Genomic DNA, 19700 nt, shown 5'->3' with positions numbered 1-19700 from the left:
CATGGCCCGCAAGAACCTCTTCGAAGTGTCCGAAGCCAACAATGAGCAGTCCCCACCGGACGCCGCCGCCAGAACGGCGTTGGTGAGGCCGCTGATGGGCTTGGACAGACCTCTCAAGCCTGGTCGGCCGGTCGGAGCCATCTCGCAGTCGCTCGAGAGCATCAACTCGCGCGCACAGCGGGCTGAGGAAATCGAGCGTCGACTGTCGGAAGGCCAAGCGGTCGTTGAACTCGATCCCAACCTGATAGACCAGTCGATCGTAGTTGACCGCCTTGGTGTAAGCGATGAGGCGCAAGCGGGCCTGGTGGCTCAGATCCGCGAGCACGGACAACAGGTACCTATTTTGGTGCGGCCACATCCCAACGATGACGGCCGCTATCAGATAGCCTACGGTCACCGAAGACTACGCGCCATCAGACAACTCGGTCGGATGGTCCGTGCAGTCGTCAGGAATCTGACGGATGAGCAACTCGTTATCAGCCAGGGCCAGGAGAACAACAGCCGTAGCGACCTTTCGTACATCGAGCGGTGCTATTTCGCGGCCAAGCTCGAGGCTAAGGGTTTTTCACGCGACATCATCATGGCGTCGCTGGGCGTCGATAAAGCCGCACTCTCCAGGATGATTGCGTTGGTTGCCCGCCTGCCGGCGGAGATCATCGAAGCCATAGGCACCGCCGAGTCGTTCGGGCGCCAGAAATGGGCAGAACTCGCCGACCTGCTCGAGGAAAAGGGCAAGCGCGCCAAGGCGCTGAAGGCTATCCAGGAGCCTGGATTTGCCGAGCGCACCAGCGACGAACGCTTCCAGGCTATTCACGAGCTTATCAGGACCGCCGCAAGGAAGCCCGACCGGACGGTATGGACAGCCGCCAATGGATCGCGACTGGTCAACATCAATGACAGCGAAACGAAGATGACGTTCGCTTTCGACAAGCGCATCGAACCGGAATTCGCAAGCTTCGTGCGGGATCGCCTGCAGGCGCTCTATGATGAATTCCGCCAAAAGATAACGGACTAAGGAGCACTTAACCGCAAAAGAAAAAGGCCCCCAAGCGACTTACGTCGTGGAAGCCTCTCTCGTCTTGTAGCGAAGCGAGAATCGCATCTCCACGAATCACTGTCAAGAGTCGTAACCGTCGTTTTGGCGTGCGGATTTCTTTTGCCTTACGACAGGTGAAGGAAAATGCAGACTTATATTGCTACGACGCCCTTTGGGCGGCGGCCAATGTCGCTTGGCCAAATTTCAAGCCAGGCGAAGGCCAGGACGATAAATAGGGAGGCAAGCGTCCAGAAATGGCAGGTGTTTCAACACATCCGCGAAGCGCGGGACCTAGTCGGCGCTACGGACAGGGCGCTCGCCATTCTGAACGCTCTGCTGTCATTTCATCCCGAAACAACGCTCACCGGCGACGGAGAGCTCGTTGTGTGGCCGTCCAACGAGCAACTGATGGCCCGCGCCAACGGCATGCCGGCAACGACGCTGCGTCGCCATCTGGCGGTCTTGGTCGATTGCGGCCTGATCATTCGCCGCGACAGCCCCAACGGCAAGCGCTTCGCGCGCAAGGGCAGGGGAGGGGAGATCGAGCAGGCCTATGGCTTCGATCTGGCGCCGATCGTGGCACGCGCGGACGAGTTCAGGGATCTCGCTGAAGCGGTCCAGGCCGAGAAGAAGGCCTCTCGCGTTGCCAGGGAGCGCCTCACGCTGCTGCGCCGCGACATCGTCAAGATGATCGACGCCGGCATCGAGGAGAAGGTGCCCGGCAATTGGGGCCGCGTGCTGCAGGCATACCAGGTGATTGTCAGCCGGCTGCCGCGCACGGCCTCCCGCGAGCTCGTCGAGAGCGTCGGCGACGAGCTCGATGACCTTTGGGCTGAAATCCGTGACACACTGGAATCATTTGCGAAAACACAAAATCCGGACGCCAATGAGTCCCATTCCGGCGCGCACATACAGAATTCAAATCCAGACTCCCCCTCTGATTTTGAAAACAGCTCAGGAAAATATGAAGAAGCGGCAACGTTTGTGGAAACCGAGAACGTACGCAGCCTGCCGAAACGGGATTTGCCCTTGGGCATCGTGCTGGATGCCTGCCCGAACCTGCGCGAGCTGGCCCAGGGCGGCCAGATCCGCCACTGGCGTGATTTTCTGGCCGCGGCGGAGGCCGCCCGGCCGATGCTCGGCGTCAGCCCCAGCGCCTGGAAGGATGCGCTCAAGGTGCTGGGCGAGCAGCAGGCCGCGATTACGCTCGCCGCGATCTACCAGCGCAGCGCGCAGATCAACAACGCCGGCGGTTATCTGCGCAGCCTGACAGAGCGCGCCAGGGACGGAAAATTCTCGACCTGGCCTATGGTAATGGCGCTGCTCAGGGCCAAGCTGGATAACGGCAAGCCGGAGGAATCTGCCGGGAAGGGGCATGGCGCGCCGCAAGCGAGCCGTCCGCCGAGCGGCGAAGGTCTTCAGGTGTCGGACGCCCTGCGCCGCAGCCTGGAAAAGCCGAAATGGTGATGTGTTGCGCGGAAAGGTCGATGCAAGGAACCTTGGTTTACGGCAACGCTTCATGGATAGGGCCGGGCAGGGGCCCGTGAGCCGCCTCGACGCAATGAAGCAGGAGCTTTGCATCATGCTTCGTCAAGCAGCGCCCGGCCCAGATCCTGCAGGGGCATCGCTTCGATTCCATGCTGGAGCGGAAAACGCTCCGATCCCGGAAAGACGACGATGCGCCGCTCCGGAGCAAGGTCCTCGCAGGCCTGATGGAAGCCTTTTTCCACCTTTGGCGTAAGGCTTCGCTTGATTTCGATGGCCCAGAGGCGTTGGCCCGGCAATGTGAGCAGCAGGTCGATCTCCGCGCCCGCGGCCGTTCGGTAGAAATTGCTCAGCGTGCCGGCGGGGGCGGTCGCGGTAAGGGTTTCGATCACGAAGCCTTCCCAGGAGGCGCCGGCCACCGGATGTCCAAGCACGTCTTCCTGTGTCGCAAGTCCAAGCAGCGCATGGGTGATGCCGCTGTCGCGGACATAGACGCGCGGGGATTTGACCAGGCGCTTGCCCACATTGGCGTGCCAGGGTTCCAGCCGGCGAACCAGGAGGAGATCGACGAGCAGGTCGAGATAGGACGCGACTGTCTTGCCGTCGACGCCGAGCGCGCGGGCGAACTCGGCGGCGTTGAGCAGGCCGGCCTGGTGGTGCGCCAGCATGGTCCAGAAACGGCGCAGCGTCTCGGCCGGGATGCGCGGGCCGAGGAGGGGGACGTCACGCTCCAGATAGGTGCGGATGAAATCCTGCCGCCACCGCTGACTGGCCCGGTCGGTGGCGGCCAGGAAGCTGTCGGGGAAGCCGCCGCGCACCCAAAGCGGACCAAGGTCGGCGGCGCCGACTTCGAGACCGTCGATCGGCCGCATTTCGAGATAGGCGATGCGGCCGGCAAGGGTCTCGCCTGACTGCTTCAGGAGGTCGATCGATGCCGATCCCAGGAGCAGGAAGCGCCCGGCTTTCCGACCGGCGCGCCGGCCGCGGTCGATCAGCCCGCGCAGGTTCTGGAACAGGTTCGGCAGCCGGTGGACCTCATCCAGGATGACAAGCTTATTCTCATGCTCGCTCAGATAAAGCTCCGGTTCGGCGAGCCGGGCGCGGTCGGCATCGGATTCAAGGTCGAGGTAGATCGAAGGCCGCCTTTCGGCTATTTCGAGCGCGAGCGTGGTCTTGCCGACCTGACGCGGCCCGAGCAGCGCAACGGCGGGCATGCTGTCCAGCAATAGGGTGAGTTCGGTCGTGATGCGGCGCTCGATCATCCTTGCAATTATGGAGTGCAGTTCCAGATTTGCAAGGAAAAACGCACCAATGCGGGGCGCTAGAGTCCGCTCGCCTTGGTGAGATTGACCCGGAACCGATCGCGCCGGCGCTGGTACTTGCGGGTCATCTCGGCGCTGCTATGGCCGAGATGCTTCTGCACATAGCGCTCGTCGACCTCGGCCGAGGAGGCGAGGCCAGATCGTAACGAGTGTCCGGCAAACAGGTTTTCCCGCTGACCTTCCGGCAGATCGCCGCGCACACCGGCGGCCAGCGCGGTCCGCTTGACCAGGCGGGCGACCTCCTGGTCATTGAGCCGATCGGCGCCGACCGTCTTACCCTGGCCGGTGACGCGCCGGAAGAGGGGACCGTGGGCGACGCGCGCGAGCTTCAGCCAGGTCCCCAGCGCCACGACCGGGCATGTGGCGTCTGTCGAGCCGCGGCCGACCTCGACTTCGCGCCAGCCGGTCTTGCCGCGCAGGGTGACGAGCAGGCCCTTGCCGGGAAAAAACTCGACCCAGCCGCGGCCGTCCTCGGTCTGGTCGCGGCCGCAATCCAGGCCGACGACTTCTGAGCGGCGCAGGCCGCCGGCGAAGCCGAGCAGCAGCATCGCCCTATCGCGCAGTCCGCGGAGGGTGCCGCGCTCCAGCGTCTCCAGCATGGCGATCAGATCCTCCGGCAGGATCGCCTCCTTCTGCCGCGGTGGGGACGCGTGTGTGTTGCGGATACCGGCCATGACGGTGGCGATGTGGCGGTCCTTCCTGTCGAGCGGCTGGCCGCGTTGCGCATAGTTCCAGGTCAGCGAGGACAGCCGGCGCTCGATCGTCGACACGGATTTTTTGTCCCCCGTGGCCGCGCCTGCAGTGGTGCCGGAGGCGAGCGCGGTGATGTACAGCCCGACCATCTGCGGATCGGGCGGCAGCGTCGAAAAGCCCTGGCGGCGGCACCAGCTCGCAAAATGCTTCCAGTCGGCGGAGTAGGCGCGGCGGGTGTTGGCCGAGCTCGCCGCCTCGACATAGTCGCGGGCGCGGCCGGCGAGTGCGTCGAGATGCGCCGGCAGGCGGGGATTGGCGACGGCGGTAAGCGGGGAGGGAGCTTCGGCCGACAGTTCTTCCGGCGTCGTGCCCATCGCCATGACGAGGTCGACGATGTCGGGCAGGTCGCCGGCGATCGGCGCGTCGGGCTCGGCCGACACCCTGGCGTCCGGAATGTCATCTGCCGGCCCCGTGCTGTGGGGCGCTCCGGAGCCTCGCTCGGCGTGATTTTTGGGCTTTTGCTCGACGAAAACGGCCATTTCTTATATAAAGAGCAAAACGAATGATAAGGCAACATTATCATTCGTTTTAGATGGATGACAGGCTGTGCGTTTCGGCGTGAAAATTATGGCGCAAAGCGCACGGGCACTTTACCCTCGAAAGCATGATTCGCCTCGATCCCCTAACTGCCAGTCCATTGCCCGCCAACCCCGCCGCGCCGCCGGCCGTCCCAGCCTGGGCACTGGCAAACTACGGCGCGTCGAACGACATCGACGCCGCCTTCCGGGTCGGCGCCGCCCTGGCTTCGCTCGACACGCTTGCCCGCGCGCAACCCGCCTGGGCCGGCGCCTGGCGCCAGCGGATGGCGCTCAAATGCGCCGCCGCTGGCATGCGGCTCGCCGGCCGCGCCGAGGACGAAGCCGCACTGCGCGACGCCTGGCTTCTACGCGCGGATGGCGCCGATCCCGGCCCCGCCGGCGCCATTTTGGGCGCCTGGCGCCAGCTGGTGCTGCAGCCGCCGGCGGTCAGCGCCGATCGGCTGGCAAAAGTGGCCGAGATGCTCGGGCTCGCCTGGGGCAATGAGGCTCTCACCGACCTCTGCACGCAGATCGAGGAACTGGCGGGCTCCCAACGCCCGGCGCCGTTCGCCGCCGCGACGATCGCCGCCCGCGTCGTCGCCATGCGGCCCGATGCCGAGCTGTTTGCCTGGTGGCTGGCCGACCTGGTGCTGGCGCGGGGCTTGCGCTGGCCGCGGCCGTTGCCGCTGATGATAGCCCGGGCTTTTGGCCCGGTCTTCCGCGCCGAGGCCGGCGGCGGCATGCGCATCCGACCCGGGCAAAAGGGTTTTGAGCGCGCGGTCTGCGTCGCGCTGGTTCAGGGAGCGGCCGAGGCTTGTCGGTTGGCGGCCGAGTTGTCGCGCCGCGCCGAAAGGCTTCTGGCGGTGGCGCCAAAACTGCGCGCGAAGGGCGCCGGCGACGTGATCTTTCTGCTGCTCAGCGAAGACGCCGTTTCCGGCTCGCTGACCACGAAAAGCTTGTCGCGCTTTGCGTCACGGCGGCTATTCGAGCGGCTGCTGCAACTGGATGCCGTTCGCGAGCTTTCCGGCCGAACCGCCTTCCGGCTGTTTGGGCTGTAGCGATGAGCCAAGCCTCCGTCCGCCGCAAGCCGAACAACCAGTCCGCGTTGCTGGACACGGAACTCGAGCATTTGCCGCCGGAGCTGCGCTGGCGCGAGTGGATGGGCCGCGTCGAAGCGGTGATCTTTGCCGCCGGCGAGCCTGTGCCGCGCGAGGTGCTCGCGCGCGTCGTCGGCAAAAGCTGCAATCTCGATTTGGTCATCGACGACATCCGCGCCGAGCTCGCCGGCCGCCCCTACGAGCTGGTAGCGGTCGCCGGCGGCTGGCAGCACCGGACCAAGAAAGCCTTTGGCGACGTCATCCACGCCGCATTCGGCACGGCCGCGGGGGAGGGGACAAAGGAACTGTCGCAGTCGGAGGCGCTGGTGTTGATGTGCATCGCGTATTTCCAGCCGATCACCCGCGGCGAGCTGTCTTCGTTCTTCGGCAAGGAGGTGTCGCGCGATCTGATCGGCGTGCTGCGCGCGCAGGAGCTGATCGCCTCGGGGCCGCGCAGTCCGCAGCCGGGCGCGCCCTACACCTATGTGACGACGAAAAATTTCCTGTCGCAGTTCGGGCTCGACACGCTGCGCCAGCTGCCTGATTTCGAGGCGCTCGAGGACGCGGGGCTGCTGTCGAAGGAGAAGCTGCTGGCCGGCGACATCATGCCCGAGTTTTCGTCCAGCTATTGAAACGCCGATCCAGAGATCGAGAATGACTGTCCGGCGTGTAGCAACCGCCAGCAGTTGCGTGCTCGAATGTATGGGCGTTTTTCGGACAGGGCAGTTCAGGGCAGAGGCGCTCGAAAGTCTCGAGACAGCGAGCGCTCAATCTCATCGGCAGAGTCGGCCTGCGCGAGATGACCGGCAGGGGCGGGCGTGGTGATTTGAGCGCCATGAGGTGGCGACCGACTAACCGCCGCTAGCGGCGGGGGATCCGATGACGCCTCTTGCCTCCGTTAATGATGCGAGATGCATTATGGCCGTCGCGGCCGTCAGCCTTCTTTTTTCTCCACCTTTTTCTTGTCGGCTTTCTTGATCATGTCCTTGATGCCCTCGCTCACCTTCATGCGCCTGGCATCCTCCGCCGTGTAGGCGATATCGAGTGTGTCGCGGGGATTCCAGCGGCTGTAGTCGGGCTGCGCCAGCCCATAGTGTCGCCGCAGGTCGGCGGCGAGGTCGAGGGCGTAGAGGCCGACGCGGCCGTACTGGTAGCGCCTTTCCTCCCAGACTTCTTCCCAGTTCGGCGGCCCCGAGTGCTCGGTGAAGGCGGAGATCGTGCTGTCGGCGGCAGCGATCTCGTTGGGCAAGGACAGGGTCCGGTACATCAAGGCCGCGTCCATGGTTTTCCAGTCGAGGTCGGCCGGGAATTCCAGTCCAGGGGCGTCGACCTGCGGGGTCAGTTCGCCGTCGACGTACTCGCCCTGGTCATGGATCACGTCCACGCAGTGCAGCACGAACGGATCCAGCGTGCAGACGACCCTAGTCGCCACATAGGTGGCGTGCCTGGCGCGCTCCTCATGGGAGTCCCTGCCAACGGTCAGCCGATGGTTGAAATAGGCAACCGCAATGGTGCCGATGGTCGTCGCCACGGCGGTCATGATGGCAAGCGGCCAGCCCGTCAGCACGGAAACGGAAGCGCCGCCGGGCGTACCGCCTGTCGACTGCGCGGCCGCGTGTATCGACGACAGCCCTGCCGCGAGGATGAGCGTTGTTGCGGGGACGATGACCATCCAGCTAACCCTGACCATGTTCCTCATGAGGAATGCGCCCGTCTAGCCGGCCGTCTCAGTCTGAGGACGAGGTAAGCGAGCATCCCCGCGGAGATGCCAAGCATGGCGAACTCAACACCCGTCTCGAACGACCATGCGAGCGCGCCGAGCGGTACCGCCGACGAGCTTGGGGCCAGCCCCGGAGTCATGAACGCCGCCGCCAGCCATGTAGCAGCCGCCGCTACGAAGAGAGCGAGGGCTGTCGCCAGGACGAAGCCCAGCGTCCCGAGCAGGACCCCTGGCCGCATGCGCTGTGCGAGGTAGGCGGACACTATGATGCTGGCCACGGCGACGGCTAGGTTGAACGCGACGTAATGGTTCATCAGTGCGGCTTCGAATTCCTGCATTGCTTACCCCCTCCGATTCTGGCCGACGCGCTAGGTGTCTAGCATGTCCCAGTCATCGCCCATGACCCATCGGAGCGCTGACAGCTTGCCGTTGACCATTCCCCACTCGAAGTCGACGGGCCAAGGTGATCCAGGCGACCTCTTCCTCTGTTTTCCGGGCGGCTTCCAGTGCGCCTTTCCAGATGCTGTCAACAATGACCCGGCTGTTACGGCTATGGGGTTCGGCGGTTTCCCATTCCGACTTCGTGACCACCTTCGTGTCTCCGCGCTCCACTTGGACACGCAGGTTCCAGTGGCGGTTGTACCAGACTTGGCGCTCCAGCAAGCGCGCGGTCTCAAGGATTTCCGATAACCGCCGCGGCTCATCCGTCCACGATAGCTCTTCGTCTACGAACTCGAGATAGTCAGCGTGCTCAGACTTAAGAAGGTCGCTCAGCGACGTCCAGTAAGTCGAGTGAGGCCCGTCGAAGAGCGAGGCGATGTCTGGATGGGGGTCGCGCTGGTCGCCGTCCGGGTCGCTGAAGTCGCGGGTATTGTGGGATACGAACGCGACGCGCTGCCCCTTCGCCGTGGCAGTCCTCGCCAAGTCGGCGTAGGTCTCAATGAGGATCGCGTCGCCGACCGAGTTCTTGGAACAGTGGTACGGCGCCAGCCCGGCGATCGCGCGTTCCGTGACCCGTTGCTTGATAGCTTTGGTGGTCGCCTTGCTCAATCCGTGCGTCAGCAGCCCTTCTATCCATTCGATGGAGTCGTTGACGGCCTCGCCCTTCATGGCAATGCGCTGGTCGACCTCGTTCAGGGAGTGCAGTGTCTCCTTCTTGTAGTCGTCCTCGGCGAAGCGGTCGACCGCTTCGCGGACCAAGCGGAAATGGGCTTGCAGGCTGCGACGCGCGTCCTCGGCGACACGGGCCTTGTTGCGAGCGAACTCTGTTTTGACCACGTCCGGCACGAAGAAGTCTATCTGTCGCCCGTCGAACAGCTCCTTCGCTGCAAGGATCAAGGACTGCTGTCTGTAGTCCTTGGCGAGATCAAGCCACACGCACGTGTCGACCAATATTCTGAGCATCGTCCACGCCCCCCAAAAAGCGATCAGCGTCGCGGTTCGATCCAACGCGTGTAGCGCCTGCGCAGGGCGCCGTAGTCAGGCTGCTGCACTTCTCTCGGCCTGACCACCTCCTGCGGCGCGACGGTGTATTCGATGCCTGACTTTCCACTGCAGGCGAGCTGCAGGTTGCGGATGAACAGGCTGACGTCGCCGAAATAGTTCGGGTAAGTGGAGACCAGCTTGTCGATCTTGTCCACCTCAACGAGGACGACCTTCTCCTGGCTTTCCCCGGCCTCGATCGCCCTTTCGGCGATCTCGAGGGCGCCCGTTGCGGAGAAGGTCCCCGTGTACGTCTCGATCTTGACTGTGTGATCCGGCCTGTACCGCAGGAGGTAGTAGCGGCCGCGGTCATGGCTAAAATTCTCGGCGAAGTGGGTGGCCGCCTTGATGTTCTCGAGCGTGCTCACGGCGCCGAGCCGTGCATTGAGGTCCTTCAGCTCCTTGATGCGCTCTGCCCGATCCGGAACCCCGGTCGGAAGCGGGCTTCGCTCCACTTGGGCGAACTCGGCGGAAGCCAGCTCGAACAGACGGAGCCAGTCGCCGTCTCCCTTATGATGCTTCAGGTCCTGATTGCGGTAGAGACTGACGGCCTCGATGGCGGTCGCCCACGAGTGCTGAAGGCGCGTCCTAACCTGCAGTTCTATGCGCCGACCGGCAAAGGACTCGTCCTCCTTTCTTGCGGGCGTGAATTCCATGGAGAGATGGTGGCTGCGGTAGCCATCGCCCTTGGGTTTCTGGATGTAGTCCCATTCCTTGCGAATGACATGCGGGGAGCGCTCGCGGACGCGTTCGACGAGCCGGTTTACCCCATCGATGTCGTTCAGGATCGCCCGGCACCCGCCGAGATCCTGCATCTGGTCGAGCCGGATCGTCGTATCGGCGAGCTTACGCCTGATGGACGACATCCGCTTTGGCCGTGCGGCCATGTCTCCGCGGATGGAGGTCTGCCGCATGGCAATCCGCACTGAAGCGCGGATGCTGCGCATGGGGTAGATGTGGGAGTCACGCCAAGAGTTCGCTACCGAGAATATGCCGATGGCTTCAGCATTGTTTTGTGGAGTGAAGTACACTGGACCAGCCAGGCTTTTCCCGGCTGCCCGCACGTCATCCATGCTGTATTCGAGCCGCGGATACTGCGACATGGGCCGAATCATTTATGGTTGAATCCACTCGACTGTACGGTTTTCTATCCTGCAGTCCAGCGTGGCGCAGAAGTCGTTCAAGGTTGATGGGGAAAGCGTGACATTCACCGCCGAAGACGCCGCTGAACTCAATCGGCTGATTGGCCGCGGGCTGAACAACCTGACGGCAATGGCCGTGATGGATGGAAAGCTCGACGAGGGATTCGAAGTCGCCCAGGCGGAGATAGGGCGGAAAGCGCAGAAATGGGGCAAGGGGCGTAAGAACATCCCGAAGGCTCTCGTGCCGGGATGGGATTGCGATCCCGCCAGGATCTATCTAGCCTATGACGGCAACGACCCCGACGACCGTCCCGCCAGCAACTTCGCTCTTATCGAGGCTGATATGGCGGACATCCATCCCAAGCTGACCTACCAGGCGACCAGGGACAAAGACCCCTGGCACGTACGGTATAAATCTAAGAGCATCGAGATCGGGTATCGCTGGGTTCACGGGCTGCGCGTGTCTCCGCCTGTCATCGCAGAGCGCGAGGGAGAAATAGTCATCGTCGGCGGCATGCATCGCTACCATCTGGCGCATCATTACGGGGCCAAACGGATGCCGTTCTACGTACCGAAGTCAGAGCTGGCCAAGGTCCTCGAGCTGCTCCCCGATGCGACACTGCGCTTGGAGGAGTGACACTCCCTCGGGGCCGTTGATCGGTCCTGTGTAACGGTTCCGGCTACTTTACGAAGTTATCTAACTTGACGAACTTGCGTCTTGTAACCAAATTGGTGACAGCAAGAAGGAGGTTGTCACCATGGCCGCTTCAAAACGAACCAATCATGGCGAAACCGCGTCCCATGCGGGAGTAGCCACAATGAGTTTCACGACGAAACTGCCGGCACAGGCGGATTTCAAGAAGGTGCTGCTCGAACGCTACCACGAAGCCATCGCGCGCAGTCGCAAGATCGGCCATCGCGTTTCATTCCGGGTTGACGTCGATCCAACTGCCGGCGCACAGACGATATCGCCGGTCGAGGAACAACCTGTCGCTTTGGACGATGCGTTTCCCGTCGAGGATACAGCTAAGCCGGATGCCGAACTTGAGGCGGCCCTTGCGGCGGCGCGTGTGCGCGGCCGCAAGCGTGTCGCCGAGATTGTCGCCGGCGAGGACATGCTGAGCGCAGATGCCTTTGCCAGGCTGCTCGGCACGTCGCGGGTGACGGTCAATGCAAAGCGGCAGAGCGGCCAGGTCTTGGGGATCGACGGCGCCAAGCGCGGCTTTCGCTTTCCTGGCTGGCAACTCGACCAGGACGGACGGCCGTTCGGCGCATTGCCCGCGCTCCACGCGGCATTGGGCAACAGCGCCTTGGCGGTCTACCGGTTTTTGGTATCGCGTCACGGCGCGCTCGATGGACGGACAGGTCTTCGCGCTCTTCAGCAAGGTGACGATGCCTTGGTGCTGGCCGCCGCGGAAGGTATGGCCAGAGGCGACTTCGACTGAATGCCTGGCGCTCCACCTCCACCCGATTTCGAGCGAGCAGAGCTTGAAATCGAGACCATACCGCCGGGCCGCACATTTGGGCGGATCTACTGGGGTGCATATCCCGATCCCCTCGGGTACGGAAAGTCGCCAAGCCGTTTCAGCGATCCGCGGCGCCGCGTCGACGCAAATCGCTTTGGTGTCTTCTACCTCGGCGACTCGTTGAAGGTGTGCTTCCTCGAGGCCGTGCTTCGCGATCGACGCGAGGGACTTGTAGACGACCTTCCGATCGACGAGGTGGAGCTGACCCAACGGCGCTATGCGGAAGTTGCGACCACGGCGGAGCTTCGCCTGGTCGACCTCAGGGGCGACAATGCCGTCAGGATGGGGGTGCCGACCGATGTCGTTCGGGCACAGCGGCAGAATTTGGCGCGCCGGTGGTCGGTGGCGTTTCATGAGCACCCGGCTCAGCTTGACGGGGTCATCTATCCATCCCGCCTCAACGGCGCGACCAATCTCGCGGTCTACGATCGGGCAGTAGGAAAACTGCGGCCGACCCGCGTGACGACGCTCCTGGGCGCGCTTGGGTTGGCTCAAGTTTTGGAGAACTTCAATGTCGGGTTGGCGTGAGCGGGGCAGCACGCGCAATGTCTGGGCGATTTCTAGAATCCAACGACGCGCCTATGCGGTCGCTGATATACGGCCAGCGTGAGACAATCGTAAGTGTTGCTGAATGATTCAAATAAGAAAACGTGGGCCTCACCGTTCCGATCTGAAAAGACGATCTCCGCCGAGCCGAGCGGCCCTGCCTTGCTGGGTCGACAATAGGAAGCGATGCCGGCCTGAAGGTGATCGACAGACAGACTTTCAAACATCTTGCGATAGGCAGGCGATTCGATGACGTAACGGACCGCTTCTCCGCCGCTCCGTTTAGGAAAGTTGGGATTCGCACCGATTAGGCCAATCATGGGCAGGTTGCTGTGGGCGCTTTCGATAAAGCGCCAGAAAGTGGTTGTGAAGGTGTTGCCAAAGCACGCTTTTAGCGAACGCACCGTATCCAAGTCTGGAGAAGAATCATTGGCCGCGACGAGAAATCTCGTCTGAAGAAAAAGGAGTTGGCCGGCGGCATAGTTGGCCTCGGCCTCGATTTGCGCATGGCAGCTTGGCGTGACGGTCTGCTCATGATCGCCAAGCATAAGGTCGGCGTGCCAAGGCAAAAGGCTGTGGCCAACCTCGTGTGCTTCATTCCAACGCTGCTTCGCGTCCGGCTGTGATCTGTCCAGCAGGATCCGTCGGCGGTCAGGCAGATAGAGCGCGCGGAGATCAAACTTCCTAACTGCTTCCAGCAGTAGGCCGGGGCGCTTAAGAACTTGCGCCCCGGCAATCGTCAGTTTGCTGATTTTCTCCCGAAGGAAGCCGTCATCTGTAGTGGAGTAGTAGGCACGGTCGAGCTTCAGCAGATCGCGGACGTCCTGGAGCCGCAAAGGCGGTTCCGGATTGCCAAGTCCGCGTAGGACTTTGTTGACCTGGCTCTCGATGTCAGATGCCGTTCCGCGGCTGAGGATGATATTACGCATCGGATCCTATTGTCTGGCCAGATAGGCGACGAACTCCTCGAGCGCCTTTTTCTCATCGCGTGACAGCTTTTGTGGCGACTCGCCCGAACGCGCCGCGAAGCGAAGAGCGTGCTCTTGCATTTCTGGTTGCGCGGATGTGTTCCCGGACAATTGTTGTAGTGCTTTGTTCGGCAGGTCAAATGCTTGTGCGAGCCGATAGACGGCCCTTGGTTCGGGGCGGAAATGCGCATCTCGCTCTATCCGCACGATGTCGGCGACATCGATCTCCGAGCGTTCGGCGAGTTTCTCTATCGTCAGCCCCTTACGTCGGCGCAGGCTCTCTATCAGAGAACCAAACGCCAGACGGACGGCATCTATCGATTCGGACGCTACTGACGCTTCAGCCTCAGGGGCAGGGTCTCGGGCAAGGGCCCCGGCAGCGATTTCGTGGTCGCCTTCCAGTTTGACTCTGCGTTCGAACCACTCCTTTGTGATTGCTAGTTTCATGGGTTTTCCTAACCCGAGAGCGCATCAGCCTGGCTTGATGTCATCTCGAAGTATCTAAGATTTTCGTACGTGCCATCGATACCAAGATCGGTCATGCCGCAATTTGCGTAGAAGGTCTCCGATTGGGGCAGAGAGTGCAAACCGATGCGGCCATGGAAGCCTAGGTCTCGGCTGTGTTCTATGGCGGCTCGGATCATGGTGATTCCAACACCTCGATACCGCGGCTTCGAAGCGATGTTCGGGCGGTTCCAAGGTGCGGTCTCAACATAATCGACATAGGCAAGATGCTTGCCGGCCTGCTCCGGAAGTCGGCAGAGGCTGCGAGCGGAATTCATCTGCATGAGGCCTTGCAGTTGGCCCTCACACATGATTGCAAATGTTTGGAAGGCGAGCAGTCCGTTGATGCGGTCCACCTTGTCTCGCCAGTTCCAATGCCAGCTCTGAGGCCAAGTCTGTCGTGGCTGACCTTGGTCGATGAGTTGGCGGATATGGTTGATGATCTGGGGTATCCAGTCCGTCTCAACCGCTCTCAGATGAAGTTCATCGATGCGGTCCAGGAGCTCAGCGGCCACCGGTTTTCCGGTTCGCTGGTCGTTGAGGAAGACTGGATATGAAGCCATTTAGAGCACCATAAGTTCCGCCTTCTCCTTCTTGGTTTCATCCTCGAAGAAGAGTTTTCCACCTTGTTGAAGGCGCACGTCGACCAGCTGATACAGCCTAAGCGCTTGGCGAAGCACTGCCGTCTTTGACAAGTCCTTCTTGTCACAGAGATCCTGCAGCACCTGCATTTCGGCATCGGTGAGGTTGAGTGTCATTGTCTTTTTCATGGGGCACTCCCGGGATTGCGAACTCCCCAAGATTGGATTTTTTAGCGAAATAGTCAACAGAAAAAATTCAACAAGCGGCTATTGATTAGCTAAAAAATAGCTACTATTTATGGATCAGGCATGGCGGTGGTCGCTGTTGCCAAAATGGAGTCCTCGCAATGTCAGACCATATTTCCCCTCAGGGGCACCGTGCTTTCGACATCAAGATCGACGGCAGCCCGTTTGTGTTCCATGACTCGATCGTCACCGGAGATCAGATCCTTCAGAAGGCAAAGCTTTTTCCCACGGATGAGCATCTTCTCTTCCAAGAGCTCGCGGATGGGCAGCTCGAAGAGATCCGGCCCGACGAGAGCGTCGACCTTCAGCGCGAAGGCCGCGAGCAGTTCATCACCTTCAAGAGCGATCGCTCGTTTCGTTTTGTCCTTGATGGCCGCAAGTTCGAATGGGGCCTTCCCTTCATCACTGGCTTGCAGTTGAAACGGCTGGCTGGCGTCGATCCTCAGTCCTATGGCGTCTGGCTTGCTCAGCAGGTCGGCGACGACCGTCTGATCGGCAACACGGAAAAGGTCGATCTGCAGGGGAACGGAACCGAGCGCTTCTTCACCGGCGTTGACACGACTACCGAAGGCGCGGGAGCAGCAGTGCTCCCGCCCGAGGATCGTGAGTACCTGACCTCGCAGGCCATCGCTTTCGAGGAGCACGTCGAAGGCACTACAAAGGCAGTCGTGCTGAAAGCCTGGAGTCTGCCTGAGCGGCGTTTCGATGTCGGCACGGCCGACATCCTTATTCTCCTGCCCCCGGCCTATCCCGACTGTGCACCCGACATGTTCTACCTGACGCCCTGGGTTCGTCTTGTGGCGAACCAGCGCTATCCAAACGCAGCGGACCAGCCTCACATGTTTGCAGGCAAGCGTTGGCAGCGCTGGTCGAGGCACAACAGCGCCTGGCGCGCGGGGATCGATGGAATCTGGACCATGCTGCGTCGCATCGAGCGTGCGCTGGAGATCGCGGCATGATGACCGCTGACCTCATCTTAAGGGAACATCACCTCTCGACGTTGCAAGCCGAGTTGCTGCGTGCCGACGGAACAGAGCACGCTGCGTATGTGATCTTCGGAATCTCTCGAATTGGTGCGGACCCATTCACGCACAAGCCTCGCTTGCGCGTGATGGTCAAGGACGTGCTCGCCGTTAATGACAACGAGATTAAGTCGTCGGACCACCAGCATATCTCCTGGAGTACCGAACGTTTCGTTCAACTGCTCGCGCGCGCTGAACGGGAGGGCCTTCAACTCGGCATTGCCCATTCGCATCCGGCGGGATCAAAGCGCTTCTCCGCGCAGGACGACGCAAATGAAGCCGAACTCGTTCGTTTGAGCCAGAACCGCAATGGTGCCGATGCCATCTTGCCGAGCCTGCTCTTTACAGGAGACGGGTTTGCAGCGGGGCGCGTGTGGCTTTCGCCGACTTCGTTTATCAACCTCGGCTCAGCGAGAACGGTTAGCAGTAGCTGGCGAACGATCTCCTTCGACCAGGAAGGCTCGGTGGACAATCGGGCGCTTGCGCGACAAGAACTGGCTCTTGGGCCGGAGTTCAATCAGGTGATGCGCCATCTGCGCGTCGGGGTGGTCGGTGCTGGCGGCACTGGCAGCCCGTTGCTCCAACAGATTGCCCGCATGGGTGCCGGTTACATCGCGATCTTCGATCCCGACCACGTCGAGCATTCCAATCTCAACAGGCTCTATGGCGCGACGATGATGGATGCGGATCAAGGTAGCAAGAAGGTCGACGTTGCTCGGCGCGAGATTGACCGTATGGGCCTTGGCACCAGGGTCGCGACCTTCGATACCTGGATCGGGGGCACCGGATGTCGCGATGCATTGAAATCGATGGATCTGATCTTCGGCTGCACCGATGATCATGACGGCCGCTCGTTGCTAAATCGCCTCGCCTACTACTATTTGATCCCGGTCATCGACCTTGGTCTGGCCTTGCGTGTCACCGAGCGCCACGGGTTGACTTGCCTTGAGGCCGATGGCCGCGCAACAGTTCTTGAGCCCGGCTGCGCATGCCTTTTGTGCCGGCGTGTCGTTGATGCCGGCGTTGCGGCCGAAGAAGCGCTTCGAAGAAACGATCCGGTAGAATATGAGCGTCGCAAGGTGGAAGCCTATGTGCGCGGCGAAGGCAATCCGTCTCCAGCTGTGATCTCGTTTACGACTTCGGTCGCGACGATGGCCGTTGAAGAGATGATCCAGCGGATGAACCAGTTCCGCGGTGTCGACGGCGCCATCGCCAATCGGGTTCGCAAGTTCAACATGGCAGAAGACTTTCGGCCCGGTGCAAAAAAGGAGCCCTGTCGCGTCTGCGGGTCTGATCGCGTCCATGGCATCGGAGATGTTCAACCGTTTCTGGGGAGGGCAGGGTGATGCTGCGCAAGATTCTCGCCGCCTGCCTTGTTCGGCTGCATCTCGTCGAAAGACCGGACTTTTTTGTCGTCACTAGCATAGACATGCCCGCACCAAATGAGCTCAAGCCGGGCAAAGCCATCGTCGTTGGCCCGAGGCAAACGCCCAAATGGATGACGTTTCAATGTCCCTCGGGCTGCGGCACGCCACTTCTTCTTTCGCTCAATCCGAAACGTCGGCCTCGCTGGGCCGTAGCGTCTGACTGGTTGGCCAGGCCCACCCTGACCCCATCTATCCGGCGGACCGACGGGTGCCGGTGTCATTTCTGGATTCGAAAAGGTCGTGTAGAATGGTGTAAAGACAGCGGAAAAATCTTGCCGGAAAATTAGCAATTCTTGTTCCATACTTGGCCGGGCCGAGCTAGTCTCAACCAGATTCGGCCGAGTTGGGGGAGCAAATGCTTGCAGCAATGCCGTCGGAAACGAGCAGGCGACTCGAACTATTCCGGTTGGCACTGTCGCTGATAGACCGCGGCAAAAGCGAAATACCATCTCCGCTTTCAGTTCATTTTGACGATGTATTGCACCAAGCGAGAAAACTTTCTGATGATCCGAATGCGATCTCTCCAGGCATAAAGCCGCAAGCTGTGCAGCTTGCAAACGAGCTGCGCGTCTATGTGGGCCTGCGGGATGCCCTTACGGGGATCAACTCGATCGGGGATGTCAGTCAAGCCATTGCGCGTCAGGTGCTCCGGAATCTGGAGCCTGGAATTGCATCCCAAGACTGACCTTGCTCTGCTGACTGAAAGCTTATCGCAGCTCGCAAAGACTCCATACTTTAACCGAGCGATCGAAAAGCACGTTCAGGCGCTCATTGATGTTATTCGACACGTTGTCGGCGCCTCTCCTCCTTACGATGATGAGATCCTGAGATCTTTTGCGGATAAGGTGTGGACATGCCACCGGTATCTCCAGGGCTCCACAACGAAGGAGGCGCCCTATGAGATCGAATATTGTATGCGCCATGCGATTGGGGACTGGCTCCCGGATCCATGTCTGGTCACGACCGCGCTGACGGATGAAAAGGATTTCCACCTCAAACCCGGTGATCCGTGGGAATTCGTTTCAGCCGCCTTGGATCGATATGACGGGATCGTGCCTGAGGAAAAACTGATTTTCATTGGCGTGCCACGCATTTACAAGCACATGCCTCTATTCTGCGCGGCGCTCTATCATGAATTGGGCCATTTCGTAGACCTGACCCGCAACGTTACGGACACGACCCTCCTGCTTAAGCCTGCCCCGGAGGGCCTCACGGAGATTGTCCGCAATTATCGGCGGGAACATTTCGCCGACCTATTCGCCGCCTGCTATGTCGGCTCGGCAATTGTCGACAGTCTTGACGCGACCAATCCTCTCGGGCCCCGAACCTTTACCCATCCTCCAACGGTAGAACGTATCGACTTCATAAACGGCTTCCTGAAAGACGAGAAGTTGGACGATCTCGACATGTTCCAGGAGGCGCTTTCGAAGCTCGGCCTGCCGCCATTGCGGCAGAGATTCAAGGTACCATCTATTGAGAGCGCTTTTGACGACATCCGCCCCCATGTAGTCGAGGAGGCCGCAGAGCTGCACGGCCTCATGGCCGCTGGGTGGTCCTACCTTGGAAAGATCAAGTCTGGCGCTGGTCCACAGTGGACCGCCACAGGCAGCTCGTTGGAGGTGATTCGTATCGTGAACGATCTTACTGAAAAATCGATCCGAAACCACTCGATCCGTCACCTGTGGTCCTCGGGCTCAACATGATAAGAAGCGACATTCTGGGAAGGCTGGGGAAGGTTGGTCCAACCGGGCTTTGGATTGATCCGCTGTTGGATGAGGGTCAGATCGGTGAGGTAACTGTCGACCTTAGGCTCGGATACGACTTTCTCGTATCGATCGTGACACGGCGCCCTTTCATCGGGATTGTTCGCGATGATGAGCGCTTCAGGTCAATCCCATCTTATTTTCAGCCGACCCGCCGCGAGCTCGGCGACCGCTTCATTCTCTATCCCGATCAAGTCGTGCTGGCGACGACGCTGGAGTACATCGCACTTCCAAGCGACTGCTACGCCGACATTTTTACTCGAAGCAGCTTTACTCGCCTGGGCATTGGCCTCAGCACGATGGTTCATCCGGGGTTCCGGGGGTGCTTTTCGGTTGAACTGTTCAACCATGGAAATAATCCGATAGAACTGGTTGTCGGGGCAAAGATGTTCCAAATGCGACTTACCAAGCTGGCCGATGAAATGAAGTATGGTGGGATTGAGCGAAAATATTTTGGGAATGTCAGGCCAACACCCTCGCGCGCAGCCGATGACAATGATTTGCAACGCCTTTCCAATTTGTCGATCAGTCATAGACGCGAGTAAGAGCGCAATCGCAAACG

General features: G+C 60.9%; 23 protein-coding genes. 13 read left to right on the top strand and 10 right to left on the bottom strand.

The window, feature by feature from the left end; genetic code table 11:
* Window position 1 precedes the first annotated feature (1 nt).
* Both repB and repC read left to right on the top strand, forming a co-directional pair.
* A complete protein-coding gene (gene repB, locus LB528_RS25455; RefSeq protein WP_224518228.1) occupies window positions 2–1015 on the top strand; it encodes a plasmid partitioning protein RepB in 1014 nt (337 codons plus the stop codon).
* A gap of 165 nt (window positions 1016–1180) precedes the next feature.
* On the top strand, window positions 1181–2503 hold the full coding sequence (gene repC / locus LB528_RS25450; RefSeq protein WP_224518229.1) for a plasmid replication protein RepC: 1323 nt from the start codon (window positions 1181–1183) through the stop codon (window positions 2501–2503).
* 113 nt (window positions 2504–2616) lie between these two features.
* Here the strand turns inward: repC and LB528_RS25445 are convergent, their stop codons facing one another.
* Together LB528_RS25445 and LB528_RS25440 are read right to left on the bottom strand one after the other, a co-directional pair.
* Window positions 2617–3783: an ATP-binding protein gene (locus tag LB528_RS25445; RefSeq protein ID WP_224518232.1), complete on the bottom strand. Its 1167-nt coding sequence runs from the start codon at window positions 3781–3783 to the stop codon at window positions 2617–2619.
* A 59-nt stretch (window positions 3784–3842) separates the two neighbouring features.
* The gene (locus LB528_RS25440) at window positions 3843–5075 is read right to left on the bottom strand and encodes a site-specific integrase (protein WP_224518234.1); all 1233 of its coding nucleotides are present in this window, start codon (window positions 5073–5075) and stop codon (window positions 3843–3845) included.
* A gap of 125 nt (window positions 5076–5200) precedes the next feature.
* Between LB528_RS25440 and LB528_RS25435 the strand changes: the two genes are divergently transcribed.
* Both LB528_RS25435 and scpB read left to right on the top strand, forming a co-directional pair.
* Window positions 5201–6172, top strand: coding sequence for a DUF1403 family protein (locus tag LB528_RS25435; RefSeq protein ID WP_224518236.1), 972 nt, complete (start codon window positions 5201–5203; stop codon window positions 6170–6172).
* Between the two features lie 2 nt (window positions 6173–6174).
* Window positions 6175–6843 carry an SMC-Scp complex subunit ScpB gene (scpB, locus tag LB528_RS25430; protein ID WP_224518238.1) on the top strand — a complete coding sequence of 223 codons (669 nt, stop codon included), beginning with the start codon at window positions 6175–6177 and terminating at the stop codon, window positions 6841–6843.
* A 302-nt stretch (window positions 6844–7145) separates the two neighbouring features.
* Here the strand turns inward: scpB and LB528_RS25425 are convergent, their stop codons facing one another.
* Genes LB528_RS25425 through LB528_RS25410 form a run of 4 tightly spaced genes read right to left on the bottom strand, consistent with a single transcriptional unit; the run spans window position 7146 to window position 10516 of the window.
* The gene (locus tag LB528_RS25425) at window positions 7146–7883 is read right to left on the bottom strand and encodes a hypothetical protein (protein WP_224518240.1); all 738 of its coding nucleotides are present in this window, start codon (window positions 7881–7883) and stop codon (window positions 7146–7148) included.
* A gap of 23 nt (window positions 7884–7906) precedes the next feature.
* Complete coding sequence (locus tag LB528_RS25420) at window positions 7907–8269, bottom strand: hypothetical protein (RefSeq protein WP_224518242.1); 363 nt, start codon at window positions 8267–8269, stop codon at window positions 7907–7909.
* Window positions 8270–8321: 52 nt separating this feature from the next.
* Window positions 8322–9380 (bottom strand): PIN domain-containing protein, encoded by a 1059-nt coding sequence (locus LB528_RS25415; RefSeq protein ID WP_224518243.1) that lies wholly within the window; start codon window positions 9378–9380, stop codon window positions 8322–8324.
* Window positions 9359–10516 (bottom strand): RelA/SpoT domain-containing protein, encoded by a 1158-nt coding sequence (locus LB528_RS25410; protein ID WP_224518245.1) that lies wholly within the window; start codon window positions 10514–10516, stop codon window positions 9359–9361. The genes LB528_RS25415 and LB528_RS25410 overlap by 22 nt, the downstream gene beginning before the upstream one ends.
* 61 nt (window positions 10517–10577) lie before the next feature.
* Here LB528_RS25410 and LB528_RS25405 point away from each other — a divergent pair, with 61 nt between their 5' ends.
* From LB528_RS25405 to LB528_RS25395, 3 genes are all read left to right on the top strand, one after another.
* Complete coding sequence (locus LB528_RS25405) at window positions 10578–11192, top strand: hypothetical protein (RefSeq protein WP_224518247.1); 615 nt, start codon at window positions 10578–10580, stop codon at window positions 11190–11192.
* A gap of 181 nt (window positions 11193–11373) precedes the next feature.
* Complete coding sequence (locus tag LB528_RS25400; RefSeq protein WP_411962257.1) at window positions 11374–12000, top strand: XRE family transcriptional regulator; 627 nt, start codon at window positions 11374–11376, stop codon at window positions 11998–12000.
* Window positions 12001–12609, top strand: coding sequence for an RES family NAD+ phosphorylase (locus LB528_RS25395; protein ID WP_224518254.1), 609 nt, complete (start codon window positions 12001–12003; stop codon window positions 12607–12609).
* 32 nt (window positions 12610–12641) lie between these two features.
* Here the strand turns inward: LB528_RS25395 and LB528_RS25390 are convergent, their stop codons facing one another.
* Genes LB528_RS25390 through LB528_RS25375 form a run of 4 tightly spaced genes read right to left on the bottom strand, consistent with a single transcriptional unit; the run spans window position 12642 to window position 14869 of the window.
* The gene (locus LB528_RS25390) at window positions 12642–13556 is read right to left on the bottom strand and encodes an ImmA/IrrE family metallo-endopeptidase (RefSeq protein WP_224518256.1); all 915 of its coding nucleotides are present in this window, start codon (window positions 13554–13556) and stop codon (window positions 12642–12644) included.
* A 6-nt stretch (window positions 13557–13562) separates the two neighbouring features.
* Window positions 13563–14042: a helix-turn-helix domain-containing protein gene (locus tag LB528_RS25385; protein ID WP_224518258.1), complete on the bottom strand. Its 480-nt coding sequence runs from the start codon at window positions 14040–14042 to the stop codon at window positions 13563–13565.
* A gap of 8 nt (window positions 14043–14050) precedes the next feature.
* The gene (locus LB528_RS25380; RefSeq protein WP_224518261.1) at window positions 14051–14662 is read right to left on the bottom strand and encodes a GNAT family N-acetyltransferase; all 612 of its coding nucleotides are present in this window, start codon (window positions 14660–14662) and stop codon (window positions 14051–14053) included.
* Complete coding sequence (locus tag LB528_RS25375; protein WP_224518262.1) at window positions 14663–14869, bottom strand: transcriptional regulator; 207 nt, start codon at window positions 14867–14869, stop codon at window positions 14663–14665.
* Window positions 14870–15027: 158 nt separating this feature from the next.
* On the opposite strand from LB528_RS25375, the gene LB528_RS25370 reads away from it, so the two are divergent.
* From LB528_RS25370 to dcd, 6 genes are all read left to right on the top strand, one after another.
* Window positions 15028–15885: a multiubiquitin domain-containing protein gene (locus LB528_RS25370; protein WP_224518265.1), complete on the top strand. Its 858-nt coding sequence runs from the start codon at window positions 15028–15030 to the stop codon at window positions 15883–15885.
* Window positions 15882–17294, top strand: coding sequence for a ThiF family adenylyltransferase (locus LB528_RS25365; protein ID WP_224518267.1), 1413 nt, complete (start codon window positions 15882–15884; stop codon window positions 17292–17294). The genes LB528_RS25370 and LB528_RS25365 overlap by 4 nt, the downstream gene beginning before the upstream one ends.
* Window positions 17294–17662 carry a DUF6527 family protein gene (locus tag LB528_RS25360; RefSeq protein WP_224518268.1) on the top strand — a complete coding sequence of 123 codons (369 nt, stop codon included), beginning with the start codon at window positions 17294–17296 and terminating at the stop codon, window positions 17660–17662. Before LB528_RS25365 ends, LB528_RS25360 begins: the two co-directional genes overlap by 1 nt.
* Window positions 17663–17730: 68 nt before the next feature.
* Window positions 17731–18060: a hypothetical protein gene (locus LB528_RS25355; protein WP_224518270.1), complete on the top strand. Its 330-nt coding sequence runs from the start codon at window positions 17731–17733 to the stop codon at window positions 18058–18060.
* The gene (locus tag LB528_RS25350; RefSeq protein ID WP_224518271.1) at window positions 18044–19078 is read left to right on the top strand and encodes a hypothetical protein; all 1035 of its coding nucleotides are present in this window, start codon (window positions 18044–18046) and stop codon (window positions 19076–19078) included. Before LB528_RS25355 ends, LB528_RS25350 begins: the two co-directional genes overlap by 17 nt.
* The gene (dcd, locus tag LB528_RS25345; protein WP_224518273.1) at window positions 19075–19683 is read left to right on the top strand and encodes a dCTP deaminase; all 609 of its coding nucleotides are present in this window, start codon (window positions 19075–19077) and stop codon (window positions 19681–19683) included. Before LB528_RS25350 ends, dcd begins: the two co-directional genes overlap by 4 nt.
* Window positions 19684–19700 lie beyond the last annotated feature (17 nt).

The organism is Mesorhizobium sp. CA4 (assembly GCF_020165075.1).
Lineage (GTDB): Bacteria > Pseudomonadota > Alphaproteobacteria > Rhizobiales > Rhizobiaceae > Mesorhizobium.
Note: the sequence above shows the minus strand (reverse complement) of the source record. Positions and strands in the feature narration are given on the sequence as shown.